The sequence below is a fragment of the Pseudoalteromonas sp. CO325X genome, from assembly GCF_004208955.1.
Lineage (GTDB): Bacteria > Pseudomonadota > Gammaproteobacteria > Enterobacterales > Alteromonadaceae > Pseudoalteromonas > Pseudoalteromonas ruthenica.
Genome location: NZ_SGPG01000021.1, coordinates 135,491 through 153,530 on the forward strand (window position 1 = coordinate 135,491; position 18,040 = coordinate 153,530).

An 18,040-nucleotide genomic window follows, 5' to 3' on the forward strand; every position below is an offset into this window, starting at 1 on the left:
CATTGAGTTACTGCGGCTGACTCCCCTGCTCAACAGTACATATCGCTTTATTTCGTCCTTGTGCTTTTGCTTGGTATAGGTTTTCATCTGCTTGTTTAATCATGCTGCGCCAGTCCTCAGGTGCAAATCCACAAGTGATCCCGCCAACAGAGACACTAATACGGTGATAGTCCGAGTGTTTATGAGGTAAGGCTAACGCCCTGACACCGGCGAGCACCCGCTCTGCGATAAGTTGTGCTCCGCTTGCATCGGTATGTGGCAAAATAACCGCGAACTCCTCCCCTCCTAAGCGGGTTACAAAGTCTGTCGAGCGCATCAAGCTGCGCGTGAGTACTTCAGCGATCTGTACCAACGCCGCATCCCCGGCGAGGTGGCCGTAGCTGTCGTTGTACTTTTTGAACCAGTCCACATCAATCAGCAAGGCCGATATGTCCGGTGTTTCATGGCGACTGGATAATTGCAGCATGGTGGACTCAAGGTAGCGGCGATTAAACACTTTTGTGAGTGAATCAACCATGGCCGCTTCTTTGTATTCATCGAGCATTTTCTTGTATTTTAAATGGTGCATTACTCGCTTGTACAAGGTCGTTAAGCTGTAGGGCTTACGCACAAAGTCACTGCACCCAGCATCCCAAAAATCAACTTCGCGCTGGGCATGCTCCTCACTGCTGACCATTAATACCGGAATATCATCAAAACGGCTGTGCTCTCGAATTCGCTGACATAAAACAATACCGTCCATGCCTTGCAAACTAAATTCGGTGATCACGATATGCGGGGCAATGTCCATGATAAGCCTCAGCGCAGCTTCACCATCACGGCAGCGCTTAACATTGAAATGAGGGGATAGCACCTCCCGCAGTAAATCAAAGTCGGCATCGTTGTCTTCGACTATTAAGACAGTGCTATCATCGATAGCTTCTCTTAGGTGTTCTTCGACCTCTTCAGTATCCGGTTCCATCGGGGTGTTTGTTGCACTCAAATCGCCCTCCATTGAGTCACTGGCGTTGTAATGCCCAGCCAGTGGCTTGTCATCTACTCGTTACTTTTATTCCCTAAAGGTAGGTGATATGAGCCATTAAGCAACTTTAGCGGGCGCTACCTAAAAGTGTCGGGATGTTAGCGCTTATACAAATACATATCCTGATGCTCAATGCCGTCTTCCAGATAAGGCGACCCACGCGTAACAAACCCCAATTGCTGATAAAAGCCAAGTAAATAGGTCTGCGCACTTAACATTACCGGACGTTCACTAAAAAACTGCTCACACACGCCTAGAGCATGCTGCATTAAGCGCTGGGCTACCCCTTGTCCTCGTGCATGCGGCAGCACGAGCACGCGTCCGATAGCGACACTTTCTGACTTGTCGATACAACGCGCATAAGCACACAATTGATTGTTCTGATACCCTAAAATATGTTTGCTATTGGCATCAATATCGCCATCGTCCAGTTCTGGATAGGGGCAGTTCTGCTCGACGACAAAAACATCAACACGAGCACGCATCAAAGTAAATAATTCGGTGGTTGTCAGCTCATCAAAGCCTTTACATAGCCAGTGTATCGTCATACTTATATCCCATTAAAAAAGCCCAGCGGTGCTGGGCTTAACGCTTTGTTGTTCTGCTAACTTAGTGAATTAAGCGCTCTAATTGGTCGCAGATCTGTGATAAATTCACATGATCGTGCTCTATGGTCAAATCAATGTACCCGTCGGAGCGAAACGCGCGATCTAGCTCAATTAAAACATGCGTTTTATGTGCTTCTGGGACAAACGATAGCTCAACCTCTTGAATGCCAAACATGCCGCCGCTTTGCGGTCGATACTCAAGTTCTTGATAGCATCCCGAGGTAGAATGGAAGCTCGGTGCGCGCAAATAGCCTTTTTCAACATCGGCTTTCATTAACCTAAAGCCCAGCCTATCCATTGCCTGCATACAGGCTTTAACAGCTTCGTTAGGGTAAATATGCAACGGATCGCGATCGCTGGCGTCAATGGCCAAATCTATATTTAAACCTGTCTGAATCCATACATGGGTTTGGTTGTAACCGGCGATAAATTCGGTGATCGGAGTTTCAGAATGCAATCGTGCTTCAAACGGAATACGTTTTTCTTCACCAGGTTGTAAGGTCAGCTTCTCGCCCACACGCCACTTTTCAATAATATGATTAGTAAAGTAGTCGCCATCATCTGACTCTACTTTTACGCGGGTCATCAAGGCCAATTCCAAACCAGAAATATCTTGTTCTACATCACCCCCTTTTATAATGATTTCGGCATGAAACTTTTGCCCGGGGTGTAAATGCTCAGTTTGTAGTACCGTATCGACTTTCGCGGCACCAATTCCTACAGAGGCCAGGATTTTTTTAAACATCACTTCTCCTGTTAATGAATCCTTTATTGCATCTTAACCACAATTGCGCGCCCTTGTCAGTGAAAACTTATGCAAACCATAAAAAAACTTCAATCACGATTAAAGCGAGAGGAAATGGGCCCTGGCATACATAGTATTTTCAATAACTTCTACAATTAGTTACACTGATTACACCTGCACTAAGATAACACTTTTATGGAACTGATCTTTTTTGCCGTTGCCTTTGTTTGTGGTTTTGCCGCCTATCAAGTAAAACTTCCTCCTATGGTCGGCTTTTTGGTAGCCGGATTTGTCTTACATATGGCTGGCTATAAAACCACTGCATTATTGGATCAAATCGCCGCGTTGGGGATCACCCTATTGTTGTTTAGCATAGGCTTAAAGCTCAAAGTGTCGAGCCTGATGAAAGTGCAAGTGTGGCTCCCCGCCAGTGCCCACATTATTATTAGTACCGCATTGTTTTGTGGCTTTTTGCTACTGCTCGGGATGTTCGCCCTGCCCCTCTTTATCGACCTGAACTGGCAAACCGCATTATTGCTTGGCTTTGCGTTTAGTTTCTCCAGTACCGTTTTTGCCGTTAAAGTGCTTGAAGATCGCGGTGAGATGTCGAGCCTCCATGGTAAAATATCCATCGGCATCCTGGTCATGCAAGACATCTTCGCGGTGCTATTTTTAGTAGCCAGTACTGGCAAACTACCCAATTACTGGGCAATTGCCCTGGTGGTGTTGTTGCCACTGATGCGCCCAGTCATGTTTTGGATATTAAACCGCTCCAAGCACGGCGAACTACTGCCCCTGTTTGGCTTCTTTTTCGCACTTGTCGCCGGTTACCAAGCTTTTGAATTTGCAGGCATCAAAGGTGATTTAGGGGCCTTGATCTTAGGAATGATGTTTGCCAGCCACAAAAAAGCGGGAGAACTCGCTAAGTCATTACTGAGCTTTAAAGATATACTCCTGGTTGGTTTTTTCTTAACCATAGGTCTTAATGCCGAGCTTACCGCCAGTGCATTGGTTGCTGCTATCTTGGTGGTCTCTGTGCTGGTCTTTAAAGTCGCGCTTTATTATGTACTGACTAATGCTGTGCGCCTACGTGCGCGTACTTCCCTATTGAGTGCTTTTACGCTTGCCAACTACAGTGAGTTTGGCCTTATTGTCTGTGCGCTAGCCGCAAGCAGTGGTTGGCTGTCGTCACAATGGCTGGCTGTGGTTGCCACGGCGGTGGCCATTACCTTCGTGATTGCTTCACCGTTAAATGCCAGAGCCAATGATATCTATGTAAAAATAGAGCGTTGGCTACTGCCTTTTGAAAGTGACTCGCGACTGCCAGAAGAGCTACCTGTGAATCTACATAATACCCGCATCGCTATTTTTGGCATGGGCCGCATAGGCACCGGTGCCTATGAGACTATAGCCCAGAGCTTCCCACAAGCGGTGGCGGGGATCGATATTAAACCCGAAGTGGTGGCTCGTCATGTCAAGCGCGGGCGTCGAGTGGTCACTGCCGATGCCACCGATCCTGATTTTTGGCAACGCTTGAACCATGCGAAGGTGGAAATGGTGATGTTAGCCATGCCCAAACACAATCAAAATATCTTCGCCTTAGAACAGTTACAAGCTTCGGGTTATGAGGGACAAGTTACCGCCATTGCAAATTACCCGGATCAGCAAAAAGAGCTCGAGGAATTGGGCGTAAACTCTACTTACAACTTCTACCTTGAGGCCGGAAGTGGTTTCGCTGAGCACGTCAAAGAGAAAATTTCACTTTCTTAAATAATCCCGCTTTTAGGTAAGTGATAACGCGTTTTATTTAGTTATCACTTACTTATCAATTTTGTACCTTGTCACCAAGCTTGGAACGTTCCGAATACAGGTGTGGCGCTATTTACAAAGCTTTACACGGTTGTTGGTAATAACCGTAAAAAAAGGAGTAAACTAGGTCTATACAGTGATGTAAGTCACTATTTTTAACACAGAATTTAGCAAAGGCAACCAGATTACATTCGTTAATATGCAATTGCCGATGTGTGTAGGAGGTTGATTATGACCATCGACAATAAGCAAGCAACGCACAGCAAACTTGATAAGCAGCAAATGCGTGAATTGCAGTCGCAGCTCGACGATATCCAAGACTCAGGTGTGACTCCGGAATTTTTACGTTACGTACTATTCCAAAAAATGCTCGATGTCTATCAAGTGCCAAAAGATCATGCCCTGCGCGGTGACAGCACCCCAGAGCGCTTAGACGACCCGGCCTTGATCAATCATCTACATCAGTTAGGTTTTGCCAAGCGCAGCGCCTACCACTAACTACTTTCTGAGGGCCTACTCCCTCATTTAATAGGCTGGCAATGCCCGTCGCCAGCCTATTCCTCTACCTTACTTTCTATGCCACTGGTTTTTTCATCGCACCCGTTTTGCGCTTAGGCTTTAGGCTTGCGAAAGAATCGCGCACCGGCTTGGTGTAAATAGCCCAGATAGAATCATGCCCGGCATCGTATTGACCCACCCCGATACTGATCTTGCCCACTTCATCGGCGCGAATGAGGGTACCAAATAACCGGTCCCATATGGCTAAGGCAGACCCTAGGTTGGTGTCGAAATGCTGCGGATTGTCGCTGTGATGAATCTGATGTTGCGCAGGACTAATCAACCATTTTTCAACATGGCGCCCCCAACTCAGCCACACATGCGAATGCCGCAAGTTTGACCCCATGGCATTAAAAGCGAACACAAAAATGTTAGCACCAAGAATATCCACCATGGATAACTTAGTCCCGAATAAGTAGTAGCATACACCGACCACCACCCCTTGTGAGAGCGCCATACGGCAGGCATAAAGGTAACTCTCTAGCGGGTGAGAGCGATAAATGGTGAAAGGGGTCAGCACTTTAGCAGAATGGTGTACCTTGTGGTAATGCCACAAAAAAGGCACCTTGTGTAGTGCGTAATGCAGTAAAAACCGTGAAAAGTCATCGGCTAAAAACAGCAATACGGTAAAAATGATGACCACGCTGGTTTCACTCAACGGCATCGGCGCCCGCAAACCAAACGCGCCCTCTAATAACTCCGTTGTGGCCAGCGCCACTGGCACCATGGTCAAGACAATAGGCGTAAACAACAGTGCCTTAAGCACACGGTTGTAAATCCATAACTGGTAGTCTTGGCGGGCACTGGATGCCCACCAGATTTTTTTGGCAAACACATAGCGAAAAAAGCCACGTGTTGATTTCTTGCTCTTACGCAAGCCATAAGCAAGCGCAGCTAAGATAAGGGCCATGATGCTGTAACCAATAAAAATACGCTTATTGGCGTCAAACAGATAATCCGGCGTTTGCGCGATGCTTTGCCAAATAGTCTCTAGCATGGCCCGACCCTCTTAGAACTGGTATTTATAACCAAGCGACAGCGTCCGTGGTTTACCCGGTCGCGCCCCATAAGGACGACGGCTGACGATGTTGTCTTGGTCAAACAGGTTATCTACCTTGGCATACACGCGGCCATATTGGCCAAGCTCATAATGAGCCGCGATATCAACCACCGTCGTTGCCGGCACTTCTTGACCCGCTAAGGCGACATCAAAGCCCTCGTAACCGACGCCCGCCGTTTCTGGCATATCGCTGACATACTTAATGAGCATATCAACCGCCCAATCTTTATGTGCCAACCCGATACTGAGCGTCGCTTGGTGCGTTGGCAAATAAGGCAGTCTATCGCCAGGGCGAATGTAACCCCACTGCACAAATTCAGAGAACAACGCTTGTTTGAACTCACTTTGCGTATAGGTATAAGTCAAACTCATAGGAATATCGAGTTGCAGATTTAACGGATAGGTCTGAGCTATTTGCGACTCGACTCCCCACACATCCACCTCGCCACCGCTGAATTCTTGATCAAGCTGACCTTGGCTGCCGCAATTTGACTGGCCACAGCTTTCAATCAGGTTGGCGTAGTCATTGAAAAAGCCGACCATTTCAAATTGGGTGATGCCGTCGTTATAACGACCACCAAATTCATAGTTCACGCTTTTTTCAAACTCGTCTTCGCCATCGCGCACTGGCGCTGACGGGCTAGCAGGAACAAAGCCTTGGTGAACACCAAATAGCAAGCCGCTGTTATCATCTAACTGATAAAAGCCGCTGATCCCTGGCAACCATACACGGGTGGTCTTTTGTTGCCAATCATCAGCAAAACCCGACTTATCATTTTGATAGGTCATATCCATCAGCTCACCGCGCACGCCAACACCTAAGGTTAGCTTATCGATGGTTACCTGATCTTCTATATACACCGACCAGGCATCGGTGCTTTCGGTGTTCTCGGTGGTGAACCGGCGGGTCTCGGCGATGGCAGTATTAATGCCGTCAACCATGGCATAGGTGTCTCCATAGTGATTACGCTCAATCTCATCTTGGTGGAAACGAACCCCAAACGAGACTGTGTGCTGCAAGCCAAACAGCGGCACTTGCCAATCACCATCGAGCTGAATGCCTTGTGAGTAGTACTCACGGTCATTGGTGCCCATATTTAAAAAGTAATTAGTTTCACCGGCGAGCACAGAATCGCGCTGGCCACTTAACACCTGATATTGACCAGCAAACTGCTCAGGGCTTACCAAAATATCAGATAAGCTAGCATTGCTGTTAGACAGGCTATTTAGCTTTAACCAAGCACGCTCGTAATCGTTACGATAAACCCGGGTTGTTAGGTTTACATCTTCAGCGCTTAGCTGATAGGTAAACATCACTTGCGTATGCTTAGTATCCATTTGTGCCGGCTGGGATGCGGCATAACGGCGATAGGGGTTAGCCTTATAATCGGCGTCGGTAAGGCCTAAATAGGTCTCATCGGAGAGCTCATCGGCGTAAGAAAGCTTGACCTCAAAACGCTGGTCGAAACGCTGGCCATCCAGCTGATAATCCACTTTGACCAGTAAATCGTCTTTATCGAAGCCGGTATCACCGCCGCCATCGAGCTCTTTAAAACCATCACTTTGTAAGTGCACCCCTTCGACTAAAAAGCCAAGGTTGCCTTGACGGTCGCCATAATAAGCATGGGCTTTTTTGTAGCCATCTCCACCGACAGATAAATCGACGCCACCAATACGATAATCTGGCACTTGGCGGCTGACCATATTCAGTGTTCCGGCCACAGTTTGTGGGCCGTATTTTATCGCCGCTGGCCCTTTAAAGACCTCCACCGCCGTCATCCGCGTGGTTAACGGGAAGTAGTAAGCGGCGGGCGCAGAATAAGGAGCCGGACCAATCAACACCCCGTCTTCTAAAATGGTGATCTTCTTACTACGCTCTGGCGTCACCCCACGAAAGCCGATATTCGGGCGCAAGCCATAGCCATCTTCTTCGCGTATGTTGACTCCGGGTACCTGTGATAGCACGCGGTGAATATCGTCAAATTCAAACTCTTCAAGCTGCGCTTCACCTATTAAGGTGGCCGAGCCTGCTTCGGTGCGCAGTTTGTCGTGGTGGCTAATAATCTGTATATGCTCGAGCTCTTTATCAGCAGCAAAAGCATTCAATCCAAATGCCGCAATACTCACGGCTAAGGCAAGTTTACTGTGTTTCATCATGATCCTTAATCGTTATCACCCGCCGAAGTGGTCGGCAACTCAAGTGCCAGCTCATTGATAAAGTCGTTCTTCAACTCATCGGTAATGGCTTTAACTTGGGTGTGCACTTCACGTACCTGCTCTTCGTTATCAAGTAATGCAGTGGCTAAGTCACTTTCAATTGCCGCAATCGCCGCTTTAGTGTCACTGATCCCTTGCAGCATACGCTCTTTAGTGGCGCTTGCTTGCTCATCATCAAGGTAATCGTCGAAACCCACTAACGCGGGCTCGCCCTGGCGTTGACCCACGACTAGGGCTTCAAAGGCGAGCAAGTTGGCTTTGATATTCGCCAATGAGCTTTTAGCATCGAGGCTCTCTACATCCTGTGGACACGCAGACGTACCACAGGAGTTAGGTAAAATCCCTATGGGCTCCGCCAACTTTTTATCTTTGACCACTTCGGTTAAATAAAACATTGCATCGGAGATGTGATTCAGGGCGCTATGGGCAGATTCAAACTGCGACCCGCTTTGTCCCGCTGATTTGAGCTCGGCGGCAAAGCCATTGTCGCCCTGCCATTTTTCCAATAGTTCAGTGCTGGAGTTGTGCACATCCATTGCTGCGGTGACAGCATACTCACAGCGCGCCACTTTACGCGCCAGCACAGTGCGGCTATTCCAATCCGCTAAAGCATCATTAGCAACGCTACAATGGTGATCATACTGCTCATTAAAAAGCACATGTTGCAACGCAAAGAGGCCCCGCCGTGTGGCAGTACGGGCACTGATATCGTATGGTCGCTCAGGGTCGCTATTAATGACGCCGTCTTGGTGGTACACCACATCTTGGTCAATGCCACAGCGGCTAATTGCAGGCCACGAATAAATACGGTTACGCAGCTCGCCGTTGTTGGTCAAAAGCGGTCCCATTTGCATCATCTCTACCTGCTGCCAAGCGCCCATGGCATCTAACCATGCATCTTGGGCTTCAAGCATGGCCGTTTGCGCCTGCTCCGAGCTGGTTTGGACACTTGCTTTCTCCAGCTCACAATAACTGGCAATCGCACTTTGCTGCGCTTGTGCTTGCTGATGAAATAAAGTAAACGCCGGGGTGATCACGTTATCAACTAAGCTTGCCACCAGCGCCGCTTCATCAAAGCTGGTCGGCTCGGTCGGTGAGGTTGGCTCACCGCTGCCACTGTCATTAAAACCGGCGCCTTGCGAGCTTGAGGTGCTCTCACCACAGCCGCCCAGAGCGAATGCCACAGCGAGGGCCAGAGCGCCCTGCTTGAGGATTGCTTTTTTCATTCTACCTTCCCACTTGCTAGGTTTCCCACTTGGGGATTTAAACGACAAAAAGGCTAGCATTAAGCCGAGGCCTAAAAGCTAACCTTTTATGATCTTTATGCTGGCCTTAGGCCATGCAACTGAGCCTTACCAGTTGGCAACATTCTCAGCGTTGAAGCCGTATACTTGTTGCATCAAGTCACGGGCTGTTTCTAGGTCAGCCTTGTATGCGGCAATGGCATCGGCGTCGCCTGTGACTGGTGCGTCACCAAATAGCGCGTGTAACTCGGCGAACTTACCAGCATTGGCATCGTCATTAAAAGGAGAGAATGGGCTGAACTGGAAGTTCAACGCAAAGCCTTTCATCTCACCAAAGTGCTTAGCTAAGTCGGCAAAGTTGTCGGCACTGTAGTCACCATCGCTAATTTCATCTAAATCAGCCATCGTATCGTTGATGTAGTGCACAACCGTAGCGGCAACCGCCTTTTCCCAATTGGCAACGGCAATATCACGGTGCGCCAATAACTCATCCATTTGCGCGTCGCTAAGCTCGCTGCCGACATTATCGTTGATGATTTTACGCCCGGCTATAAAGGCGTTCATCGCTGCTGCGGTGAAATCAGTGGTCACTGTCGCGCCACGGTCACGCTTAGCGGCGTTCGTTGAGTTACCCCAGTTATATTCTGCGGCAAGATCAATCTGACCATCATTGCTGTAGTCATGGTAGCCATTTGCAAAACCGTCACGGCCGCCCTTACCGGCGATTTCATCATCGCTGTATTCTAGGTAGTTGCGCGCCGCACCGAAATAACCAAAACCTTCGTCAAACTGATGCTCAAGCGTGGTGTATAAAGCACCGTCTTTTTGCGCCACGATGTTATCGGTGGTCAGGCCCTCATCAAGGTAGTCATCGGTGCCTTGAGAGAACATCAATGCGCCTAGGGTGTGCTTTTGAATAAGCTGATTGAGGTCAAGGCCGGTTTCGGTGATGTACAACTTAGTGATTTGGTTACCCGCTGGGTCAACCAACAGCTCGCCTGCATTGTATTTATCAATGTTTGCCGCTAGCAGGTCGAAATAGTGAAACACTAACCCCTCAGGTGTTGCGGCCTGAGTACCAAACTCGCTCCAACCCACAAAGCTGCCGGCAGCAAGCCAGTCTTTATGCATTTTCGCTGCGTCTGCACCAGCGACTTTGCCGCTGAGCTCTTTACCTGATGAAGAGATTTGAGCAAAAGAGTTTTGCTCTGTCTCAATGCCATCAGCGAAGTTAAGGCTGCCGTCTTTGATGGCTTCATAGTCTCCCCACAGTGCCATCAACTGCGCTTTTACTGCATCGCCGGTCAAGCTGTTAGTGGTTACAAAGTCACCAGTGAGTTGGCCAATGTAGTTTTTGATTTCTGCGCTTAGGGCATGGCGAGCGATCTGTCCGGTGTAGCTCACTGAAGAACCGCTTCCTAGTTTAGAATCGAACTCATAAAGGTTAACACCTGCTTCAGGGGCCACATCGGCAACCGTTACGGTTAATTCTTTTGCAAAGCTTAAACCACCCGCATCGGTCACTGTGACGCTTACGCTAACCTCAGTTTGCTGCTCGTAGTTCAGAGCAATACCGTCTTTAAGCTTGAGGGTATTACCGTCAACAATTTCAAAACGTGCTTCATCAGCGCTCAGCGTATAGGTAAAACCAGAATCAGCGTCATCAGTGGCACTCAACGCGCCTACTTCAGCGCCCACCACATCGTCATTTACCGACGTGCTAGACAAGCTGATGTCGGTAGGAGCTGTATTTGTTGGTTGTTCTGGGGTGGTGTTATCTGATGAATCTGATGAACCACCGCAGCCAGTTAAACCTAGGGTGGCAGCTAGCACGGCACTAGCAACTAAAGATTTACGCAATGTCATGTTGTTATCCCACTAAAGATGTGAATCATTCTCATTTTAATTGCTGTCATTATAGGGATACTCAAATAACAATCAATGGTATTTATAAGTTTTTTTAAAATCACAAATTAAAATAAATTACACAGGTACGTAAGAAACCCGCTAAGGGCTCACACTGTTCACATCACCGATGTGAGCATACTTAATTAAGATGCGAATAAGCGCTGCGCGCACGAGCAATCGTATATAAAGGATAACAACCGGACGACAATTACGATGGACTGGCTAAAGACATAAGCCGAAATGCTAGCTCAGCGCCAAAGGCGCCAAGCCATGTATGTCAGTGATGTGCTGTTACACCACCTCCAGCGTGTCTGGTTTTTTACTGAAAAATAGCATTAGCACAATAAGTGCCATTGGGAATAGCAGCAAGTTCACGTAGGCAAACACCATCGTCAGCTGCAAAGTAGCAATAATGAGTAGCATGATTGCGAAGACTTTTAGCAACACTTGATCACAAGCTGTCTCAACTAACAAGATAAGCGCCAAAGCAATAGCGAAAACGCTGTACAGTAACAAGCAACCACCGGCAATAAATAGGGCAACAACCGCACTATTTGAAAACGTATCAGGCTGCATCTCCTGGCCTGTTATCGCAAAGTACAGATCAAAGAGTATGGTGGCGTGAAATATAGCGACAATACACGCCAAGATGATGAGCATTGTCCGCGCCAAGCGCAAACTCAAATGATTTTTTAATACTCTCGCCAGGGTCCAATAAATATAGATCTCAAGAGCACCAATCACCATAAACAAGGCATCGGACCAAGACAGGCTATAAAGGTCTTGTTGAAATGCGGTGTCAAAGCCATCAAACGCGTGGCCATATAGGTTGCTCCAATATATTGGAAATAGAATCGCTAGCAATACCGTAGCGATAGCCGGGATAACGAGATCACGGTTTAACATATCTGCTCCTGAGATTTTATTTATCATTATCTAAGTAATCAGCATCACGCTCGTAGACCAAAATATCACCGGGCTGACAGTGCAATACATCACAGATCGCAGCCAAGGTGCTAAAGCGAATCGCCTTTACTTTGCCATTTTTGAGTAAAGATAAGTTGGTCATCGAAATGCCTATTCTTTGCGACAATTCCGTGAGTGACATCTTTTTCTTTGCTAACTCAACATCAAGGTTTATGCGTATTTTCATGCAGATCAAATTACGACCAAAAACAATGTTTGTCAAAATATATTTTACGATAAACATAAAACAATTAGGTTTGGGCTGATTGAGAAAGGTTCTTTTTCAATGACAAAAGCGTGGTTCAGCAGTGGTCATACACGCCCACTCAGTGTTAGCATTAAAGGAACAGGGAAGTGTTAGGAATGCCGAATGCAGCAGCGTTTTCATTATATTGATAATTTACGGGGCTTAGCGTTATTACTTGGCGTCGTGTTCCATGCCGCCTTGGCCTATGGCCCTTATTTTCACAATATGTGGCTGAGTGTCGATACCAACAAACATGTGCTGTTTGACTATCTCGCCATGTGGACACACCTATTTCGCATGCCACTGTTTTTTGTTATCGCTGGGTTCTGCGCCGCTATTTTAGTGACCAAACGCGGTAACGGTCATTTTATTCGCAACCGCTCCAAGCGTGTGCTGCTACCCTTTGTTATTTTTTTACCACTGACGCTGCTGGTGCTATTTCAACTAATGGTATGGGGAGTAGAGTTCAGTGACTATCCCCCACCGTTAGTAAATCTGCTGATGGCCGTGAAAGAGCCGCAGATCAACACTATGCATCTATGGTTTTTATGGTACTTGATGCAATTCTGTGCACTGTTTTGGTTGCTGAATAAAAATCAGCGGTTAATAAGCAAGTTGCTTGAGGTGGTTGTTAATCCGGTATTTATAGTGGTTGCGTTACCCGTTGTAATAAGTGCTGGGATGGCTCACTTAGTCGTGCCCTTCCCTGCACCCCACACCTTACAGCCGCAACTTTGGGCTTATTGCACCTATGGGCTTTTGTTTATGCTAGGTGCAAGTTTATACCATCACCACACTACCGTATTAGCTGCGCTGCGTTATTTTAAGCCGCTCGTGCTCGTTGCCTGTTTAACCGTGGGCGCGTATTTTTACCTATTACCTGAAGCACCGAGCCTTGAACAAGTAAGGATTGCCGTAAATACCGGTGAAACTCGCGTAGCGCATATCAACCTGTTGTTAGTTGTAGTACAAACCCTCGCCATATTAAGCTGCACCGCTGTGGCATATTTAGCGGGCTATCGCTGGCTGAACCAATACAATGAGTATAGCCGCTACATCTCCGACGCTTCCTATTGGATTTACCTTATGCACATTCCAGTATTAATGTGCGTGCAAATACCACTCAGCAATACCCTACTTCCAGCCTTAGCCAAGTTTACTATTTCACTTAGTACCACGTTGTTGATAGGTTTTATCAGCTACCATTTCGGCGTGAGATATACCGTGCTGGGGATGTTGTTAAATGGCACCAAAGCAACGCCTATGCAAAGCAAGGCGATGGATTCACCGCGCTAGGGGGTATCTGCCGTCGTTCTTGTTGTGATAGTACCGCAAGGTGAGTAAGGCAGTGTCTGTATTTGGCTAGTCTAAGCCAAGGGTTTTGCCTTTGATAAACGGTAATGTGATGGTAAAGCGTGCCCCACCCAGTGGACTGTCGTCGACACTGATCTCGCCTTGGTGCCAGTGAACAATTTTGCCACATATAGCCAAACCAAGGCCGTAGCCCCCAGTGCGTTTATCACGGCTTTTATCCAAGCGAATGAATGGTTTAAAGATATCTGCTCGTTTACTATCAGGGATCCCCTCGCCATCATCTTCGACACTGATGATACATTGCTCCTCGCTGGCTTGGAGGCGCACTTCTATACGACTGTGGGCATGTTTAATGGCATTGCCTAAAATATTTTGAAATGCACGGCTGATAAAGTGTGGATCGCAACGATACAAATTAGGCTGCTCATAAATTACTGAGATTGCAATTGCGCTGTCAAAATTGAGCTTGTCTACCAGTGATTCCATCAGCTCATTCAAATCCACTAGATGAGATTCTAAACTCGGACTTTGCGCGTCCAAGCGCGCATAATGCAGCATTTCACTGACTAAATTTTCCAGCTCGGTAACATCACCGGTCATCGACTGCACATACTTGCGCTGTTTTTCATCGGCGCCCTGCTCAACCATTGCCAAGGCAAATTTAAGACGCGCTAAAGGGGTGCGAAACTCATGGGATACGGAGGATGTCAGTTCACGTTGTGCGTCTAGCAAGCTGTGAATACGTCGCTGCATCACTTGCAGCGCATCGGTAATGGGCAATAAAAACGAGCGGCCAATGTCACTGACCTGAAACTCGCGGCGGCCATCCACTTCGGCACAGGCTTCGCTGAGCTTATTAAAATCCCGCCACAACATGAAGCTCCACAGCCCGACCGGCGCACCAACAACCAAGAGCACTAACAGATACGGCCAAAAGAAGCCTTCTTTTTCAGGCTTTTCCAAGCGTACGGGGCCCACTTGTAAAAGCTGTAAGTCGCCTACAGGGACATACCAAATAAGATGCTCATTGGCGTCATACACATGCACAGCTTCTTTGTTATCGATCCGTGTTTGTAGCTCAACAGGCAAGGCAATGGCACCACTGTCGATGGTGCGCATAGGATAGTGACTTTGGATATATTGACGCCCTAATGGGCTTTGTGCCAGCGCTTTGAAGTTATGGCCTAACTCCAACGCTAACGGAGTCGATTGTTCATCAACGGGCCACAGGCGCTCGATTACGCCGGTCACCAATACTAAGGATACAATGATATATAGATAAAGGCTGACGAACAGTTTGCCCAAATTAGTTATTCACTCCACGCATCGCTTACAAACAGGTAACCCTGACCCCATACTGTTTTTATTCTATAGGGTTTATCACTATTATCACCTAGTTTTTTGCGTAATCGTGAAATTCGTACATCAACAGTTCTATCTAAACCATCGTACTGACGGCCAATCATTTGTTCGTGTACATATTCGCGGCTCAGTACATCACCAGCATTGCTTGCCAATAACCACAATAGCTCGAACTCATGAGAGGTCAGCGATACTTCCTGCCCTTTCAACGTCACAATGCGGCTATTTTTATCAATTTTCAGCTCGCCAAAGGTGACACTTTGCACGCTTTTATCTTGCTCTTGGGTGCGTCTTAACAGTGCGGTAATACGCGCCAGCAGCACCCGAGGCTCAGCAGGTTTTATCACATAGTCATCTGCACCTAGCTCAAGACCGATGACCTGGTCAAAATCTTCGCCTTTGGCAGTCAACATTAAAATGGGTAGCGCGTACTTATCACGTACTTCGCGGCACACAGTGAAGCCATCCTTGCCTGGCAGCATGACATCTAAAATCATTAAATCCACCTTGTGTTTACTAAGGTAGTCCATCACCTCATCACCGCGAGACAGCACTGCGACATGTAAATTATTCTGTTGCAGATAGTCTCGGGTTAGCTCTTGTAGAGCCAAATCGTCCTCAACTAAGAGTATGTTCGCCATGTGCCAACTCCTGAATTAAAAAAAACTCCACACCGAACGTAAGCGCCGACGCGAGCTTTGCATCGTTTGCAGTTCCAGTTGGGTATCTACGACTAATTCGCCGGTTTGTGCATGGGTAAGGGAGTATATGGCCGGTAACTGAACCTTGGCTTTATACTGCCACTGCCCTTGCCGCTGGTCTTGCCAGCATTGCAAGGTTCGCTCGTTCTCGCGCAAGCACACCGGCATCGCTTGCGGTAGTTGCCAACGGATATGCATGGCCGTTTCGCACGCCTGTCCCTTTTCGGCAACCACACAGTATTGCGGAGCAATCACCAATGCCGTATCACTTAGCGTAAGCGTACTGCTAAGTTGCATGGCATTAACTAAGGTCGCTGCAAAAACGGCGCTGATCATATTAAAACACGTGCTTGAGGCCAATAAAGGCCGTTACTGCGCTCGACTCCTCAAACAAGGGACTATCGTTGGCCAGGCTATGGTAGTCAATATAACCCACATGAAAGCGTAGCGCATTGCGCTTATTCAATATAAAGCTGACATCAATGTTGGCGTAGGGCTGTAAAGTGCTGCCTAGGCTCAACGCATCTAGCCCCGTCACCTCTTGCTGTTGTAGGCCATAAAAGTAGGTATTCATTTCTGCATTAGCGTACTTGATACCCACCGTCGGTTCGACGATCCACCGCTGCATACGATAACTGTTACGCCAACTAATATCCGCGCGCCAACCATTATAGACACTGGTGGTATCCGCCAGCGCATTAACGGTGACTTGCCCGGCGCTGGAAAAGTAATGGTACTCCAAGCCTACATCTAATGCCCACTGACGCTTTCGTACATCGTGAATATCAACGACCCGTGGGCCATCCATCTCCATACTAGCGAAAGAATTCCCTTGTAAAGCGAAGACGCGGCTCGGGTGCCAATCAACAAAAAAACGGGTTTCAGGGTTAAATTCAGTGACGACACTAAGCACATGTTCGGAGTGTTCAACAAAGGTGTAGCCTAGTTGCGCATTGTCAAAATACCAAGACTCGCCATAGTATGCGATATCGGGGATAAGTATTAACGGCAGATTATCACCACCATGAAGTGGATTGGTCATGCTGCCGTAGCCGATGTTAGCGCCTACATGCCACTGATTTAGCGCGACTTCCTCACCTTGTGCCGACGGCGCGCTAAACACCGCAGCGATCAGAAACATAGCCAATAGTCGACTGTGCGTGCCAAGCATAGATCACCCCTAAATTAAACGTCTCGACATGCTAGCAACACCCTTTTAACAGATCAGCAATAATTACAATCATTCACAAATTGCGTCCTTTTAATCACGCTTATAGAACCGACAGTGAATGCACTTAGGCTTTATTTCAGTTGCGCTGCCAGTTGCCAACATGCACCGAGTACTGATTCACTTAAACGGCGCTGTTGCGCAACTAAACCTATTTCAAAGGGCGGTGGCGCATCGTCCACATTTAAGATCTGCACGCTTTGTGCAAATGGACTATTTTCTAACACCACCTGAGGAATTAGCGCAACACCCAACCCCAAAGATACCATAGAGACCAATGCCTCGTGACCGCTGACTTGCGCATAAATAGGCGGTTGTATACGCCGCTTTCGCCACCAGCTGATTAGTCGGGTACGGTTCTCTCCTTGCTCAGGAATAATAAAAGGCAGTTGCTGCCAAGGAATGGAAGGTGAGTTAGCCACTTGACGACTGATATCGCACGGTGTTTTAGGAGCAATAAATACTAATTGCGACCACCCTAGGCGGCGAAAGGCAATTTGCGCGGGTAACTTCGCTGGTTTAGCGGCGATAGCCATATCTTCATGGTGATCCAACACACGTTCTAACGCATAAGCAGGGTCTCCGGTATGCAGCTTTACTTCGACTCCGCAATAACGTTCGCGCACAGCACTTAATAACGGGTGTAAAAAACTATACGCGGCACTGACCGAGCAATAAATACTCAGCGCTCCTTGAAGCTCCTTCGCACCATGTAAACTAGCCTTTAGCTGTTGCCACTGCATCAACGTATTTTTCGCGTAGGTGATGAAATGCTCACCGGCATCGCTCAACGCCACTTGACGATTGTCTCTGATAAACAACTTGGCACCTAACAGCTGCTCTAACTGCTTTATATTACGACTCAGCGTCGGTGCACTGATATAGCAGCGTTCACTGGCACGGCCAAAATGCAAGGTCTCCGCCAAGGCTAAAAAATATTCCAACTGTTTATGATGCATAACACTTTCCATCATTTCATATTATGAAACACAGTAATACAAATACATCATTTTACGCAATATAAAAAGTGGCCTACATTCTCTAGCAATGAC

17 protein-coding genes are annotated in these 18,040 nt (G+C 47.5%); 3 read left to right on the forward strand and 14 right to left on the reverse strand.

Annotated features, from left to right (window positions below; translation table 11 throughout):
• Nucleotides 1–7: 7 nt before the first annotated feature.
• The 3 genes from EXT46_RS11350 to EXT46_RS11360 form a co-directional block, all read right to left on the reverse strand.
• Nucleotides 8–982, reverse strand: coding sequence for a diguanylate cyclase (locus EXT46_RS11350; RefSeq protein ID WP_165381110.1), 975 nt, complete (start codon nt 980–982; stop codon nt 8–10).
• Between the two features lie 137 nt (nt 983–1,119).
• Nucleotides 1,120–1,563: a GNAT family N-acetyltransferase gene (locus tag EXT46_RS11355; protein WP_045978284.1), complete on the reverse strand. Its 444-nt coding sequence runs from the start codon at nt 1,561–1,563 to the stop codon at nt 1,120–1,122.
• Between the two features lie 67 nt (nt 1,564–1,630).
• Nucleotides 1,631–2,374 carry a sporulation protein gene (locus EXT46_RS11360; RefSeq protein ID WP_022945717.1) on the reverse strand — a complete coding sequence of 248 codons (744 nt, stop codon included), beginning with the start codon at nt 2,372–2,374 and terminating at the stop codon, nt 1,631–1,633.
• 195 nt (nt 2,375–2,569) lie between these two features.
• On the opposite strand from EXT46_RS11360, the gene EXT46_RS11365 reads away from it, so the two are divergent.
• Nucleotides 2,570–4,144, forward strand: coding sequence for a cation:proton antiporter family protein (locus EXT46_RS11365; RefSeq protein WP_130147351.1), 1,575 nt, complete (start codon nt 2,570–2,572; stop codon nt 4,142–4,144).
• A gap of 270 nt (nt 4,145–4,414) precedes the next feature.
• Nucleotides 4,415–4,681 (forward strand): hypothetical protein, encoded by a 267-nt coding sequence (locus EXT46_RS11370; protein WP_022945719.1) that lies wholly within the window; start codon nt 4,415–4,417, stop codon nt 4,679–4,681.
• Between the two features lie 76 nt (nt 4,682–4,757).
• Here EXT46_RS11370 and EXT46_RS11375 read toward each other — a convergent pair whose 3' ends face one another.
• The 6 genes from EXT46_RS11375 to EXT46_RS11400 form a co-directional block, all read right to left on the reverse strand.
• The gene (locus EXT46_RS11375; protein WP_130147353.1) at nt 4,758–5,738 is read right to left on the reverse strand and encodes a sterol desaturase family protein; all 981 of its coding nucleotides are present in this window, start codon (nt 5,736–5,738) and stop codon (nt 4,758–4,760) included.
• A 12-nt stretch (nt 5,739–5,750) separates the two neighbouring features.
• Complete coding sequence (locus EXT46_RS11380; protein WP_130147355.1) at nt 5,751–7,955, reverse strand: TonB-dependent receptor; 2,205 nt, start codon at nt 7,953–7,955, stop codon at nt 5,751–5,753.
• Between the two features lie 8 nt (nt 7,956–7,963).
• On the reverse strand, nt 7,964–9,244 hold the full coding sequence (locus tag EXT46_RS11385) for an imelysin family protein (RefSeq protein ID WP_130147357.1): 1,281 nt from the start codon (nt 9,242–9,244) through the stop codon (nt 7,964–7,966).
• Nucleotides 9,245–9,370: 126 nt separating this feature from the next.
• Nucleotides 9,371–11,128 carry a DUF4856 domain-containing protein gene (locus EXT46_RS11390; RefSeq protein ID WP_130147359.1) on the reverse strand — a complete coding sequence of 586 codons (1,758 nt, stop codon included), beginning with the start codon at nt 11,126–11,128 and terminating at the stop codon, nt 9,371–9,373.
• 333 nt (nt 11,129–11,461) lie between these two features.
• Complete coding sequence (locus tag EXT46_RS11395) at nt 11,462–12,076, reverse strand: hypothetical protein (RefSeq protein WP_130147361.1); 615 nt, start codon at nt 12,074–12,076, stop codon at nt 11,462–11,464.
• A 16-nt stretch (nt 12,077–12,092) separates the two neighbouring features.
• Nucleotides 12,093–12,323, reverse strand: a complete 231-nt coding sequence (locus EXT46_RS11400) for a helix-turn-helix transcriptional regulator (protein ID WP_045978285.1) — start codon at nt 12,321–12,323, stop codon at nt 12,093–12,095.
• A 183-nt stretch (nt 12,324–12,506) separates the two neighbouring features.
• On the opposite strand from EXT46_RS11400, the gene EXT46_RS11405 reads away from it, so the two are divergent.
• Nucleotides 12,507–13,679 carry an acyltransferase family protein gene (locus EXT46_RS11405; RefSeq protein ID WP_130147363.1) on the forward strand — a complete coding sequence of 391 codons (1,173 nt, stop codon included), beginning with the start codon at nt 12,507–12,509 and terminating at the stop codon, nt 13,677–13,679.
• 66 nt (nt 13,680–13,745) lie between these two features.
• On the opposite strand, the gene EXT46_RS11410 is transcribed toward EXT46_RS11405, so the two are convergent.
• The 5 genes from EXT46_RS11410 to ilvY form a co-directional block, all read right to left on the reverse strand.
• Nucleotides 13,746–15,002 carry an ATP-binding protein gene (locus EXT46_RS11410; RefSeq protein ID WP_045978174.1) on the reverse strand — a complete coding sequence of 419 codons (1,257 nt, stop codon included), beginning with the start codon at nt 15,000–15,002 and terminating at the stop codon, nt 13,746–13,748.
• Nucleotides 15,003–15,007: 5 nt separating this feature from the next.
• Complete coding sequence (locus EXT46_RS11415; protein ID WP_022945728.1) at nt 15,008–15,700, reverse strand: response regulator; 693 nt, start codon at nt 15,698–15,700, stop codon at nt 15,008–15,010.
• A 15-nt stretch (nt 15,701–15,715) separates the two neighbouring features.
• Nucleotides 15,716–16,096, reverse strand: a complete 381-nt coding sequence (locus EXT46_RS11420; protein WP_022945729.1) for a DUF3019 domain-containing protein — start codon at nt 16,094–16,096, stop codon at nt 15,716–15,718.
• Between the two features lies 1 nt (nt 16,097).
• The gene (locus tag EXT46_RS11425) at nt 16,098–16,931 is read right to left on the reverse strand and encodes a MipA/OmpV family protein (protein ID WP_022945730.1); all 834 of its coding nucleotides are present in this window, start codon (nt 16,929–16,931) and stop codon (nt 16,098–16,100) included.
• 131 nt (nt 16,932–17,062) lie between these two features.
• A complete protein-coding gene (gene ilvY, locus EXT46_RS11430; protein WP_022945731.1) occupies nt 17,063–17,947 on the reverse strand; it encodes an HTH-type transcriptional activator IlvY in 885 nt (294 codons plus the stop codon).
• Between the last annotated feature and the right edge of the window lie 93 nt (nt 17,948–18,040).

Coding starts and splice junctions, on each gene's coding strand:
- EXT46_RS11420 (WP_022945729.1), bottom strand. CDS start 16,096: ATGATCAGCGCCGTTTTTGCAGCGACCTTAGTTAATGCCATGCAACTT.
- EXT46_RS11405 (WP_130147363.1), top strand. CDS start 12,507: ATGCAGCAGCGTTTTCATTATATTGATAATTTACGGGGCTTAGCGTTA.
- EXT46_RS11380 (WP_130147355.1), bottom strand. CDS start 7,955: ATGAAACACAGTAAACTTGCCTTAGCCGTGAGTATTGCGGCATTTGGA.
- EXT46_RS11370 (WP_022945719.1), top strand. CDS start 4,415: ATGACCATCGACAATAAGCAAGCAACGCACAGCAAACTTGATAAGCAG.
- EXT46_RS11390 (WP_130147359.1), bottom strand. CDS start 11,128: ATGACATTGCGTAAATCTTTAGTTGCTAGTGCCGTGCTAGCTGCCACC.
- ilvY (WP_022945731.1), bottom strand. CDS start 17,947: ATGCATCATAAACAGTTGGAATATTTTTTAGCCTTGGCGGAGACCTTG.
- EXT46_RS11415 (WP_022945728.1), bottom strand. CDS start 15,700: ATGGCGAACATACTCTTAGTTGAGGACGATTTGGCTCTACAAGAGCTA.
- EXT46_RS11375 (WP_130147353.1), bottom strand. CDS start 5,738: ATGCTAGAGACTATTTGGCAAAGCATCGCGCAAACGCCGGATTATCTG.
- EXT46_RS11365 (WP_130147351.1), top strand. CDS start 2,570: ATGGAACTGATCTTTTTTGCCGTTGCCTTTGTTTGTGGTTTTGCCGCC.
- EXT46_RS11360 (WP_022945717.1), bottom strand. CDS start 2,374: ATGTTTAAAAAAATCCTGGCCTCTGTAGGAATTGGTGCCGCGAAAGTC.
- EXT46_RS11395 (WP_130147361.1), bottom strand. CDS start 12,076: ATGTTAAACCGTGATCTCGTTATCCCGGCTATCGCTACGGTATTGCTA.
- EXT46_RS11425 (WP_022945730.1), bottom strand. CDS start 16,931: ATGCTTGGCACGCACAGTCGACTATTGGCTATGTTTCTGATCGCTGCG.
- EXT46_RS11385 (WP_130147357.1), bottom strand. CDS start 9,244: ATGAAAAAAGCAATCCTCAAGCAGGGCGCTCTGGCCCTCGCTGTGGCA.
- EXT46_RS11400 (WP_045978285.1), bottom strand. CDS start 12,323: ATGAAAATACGCATAAACCTTGATGTTGAGTTAGCAAAGAAAAAGATG.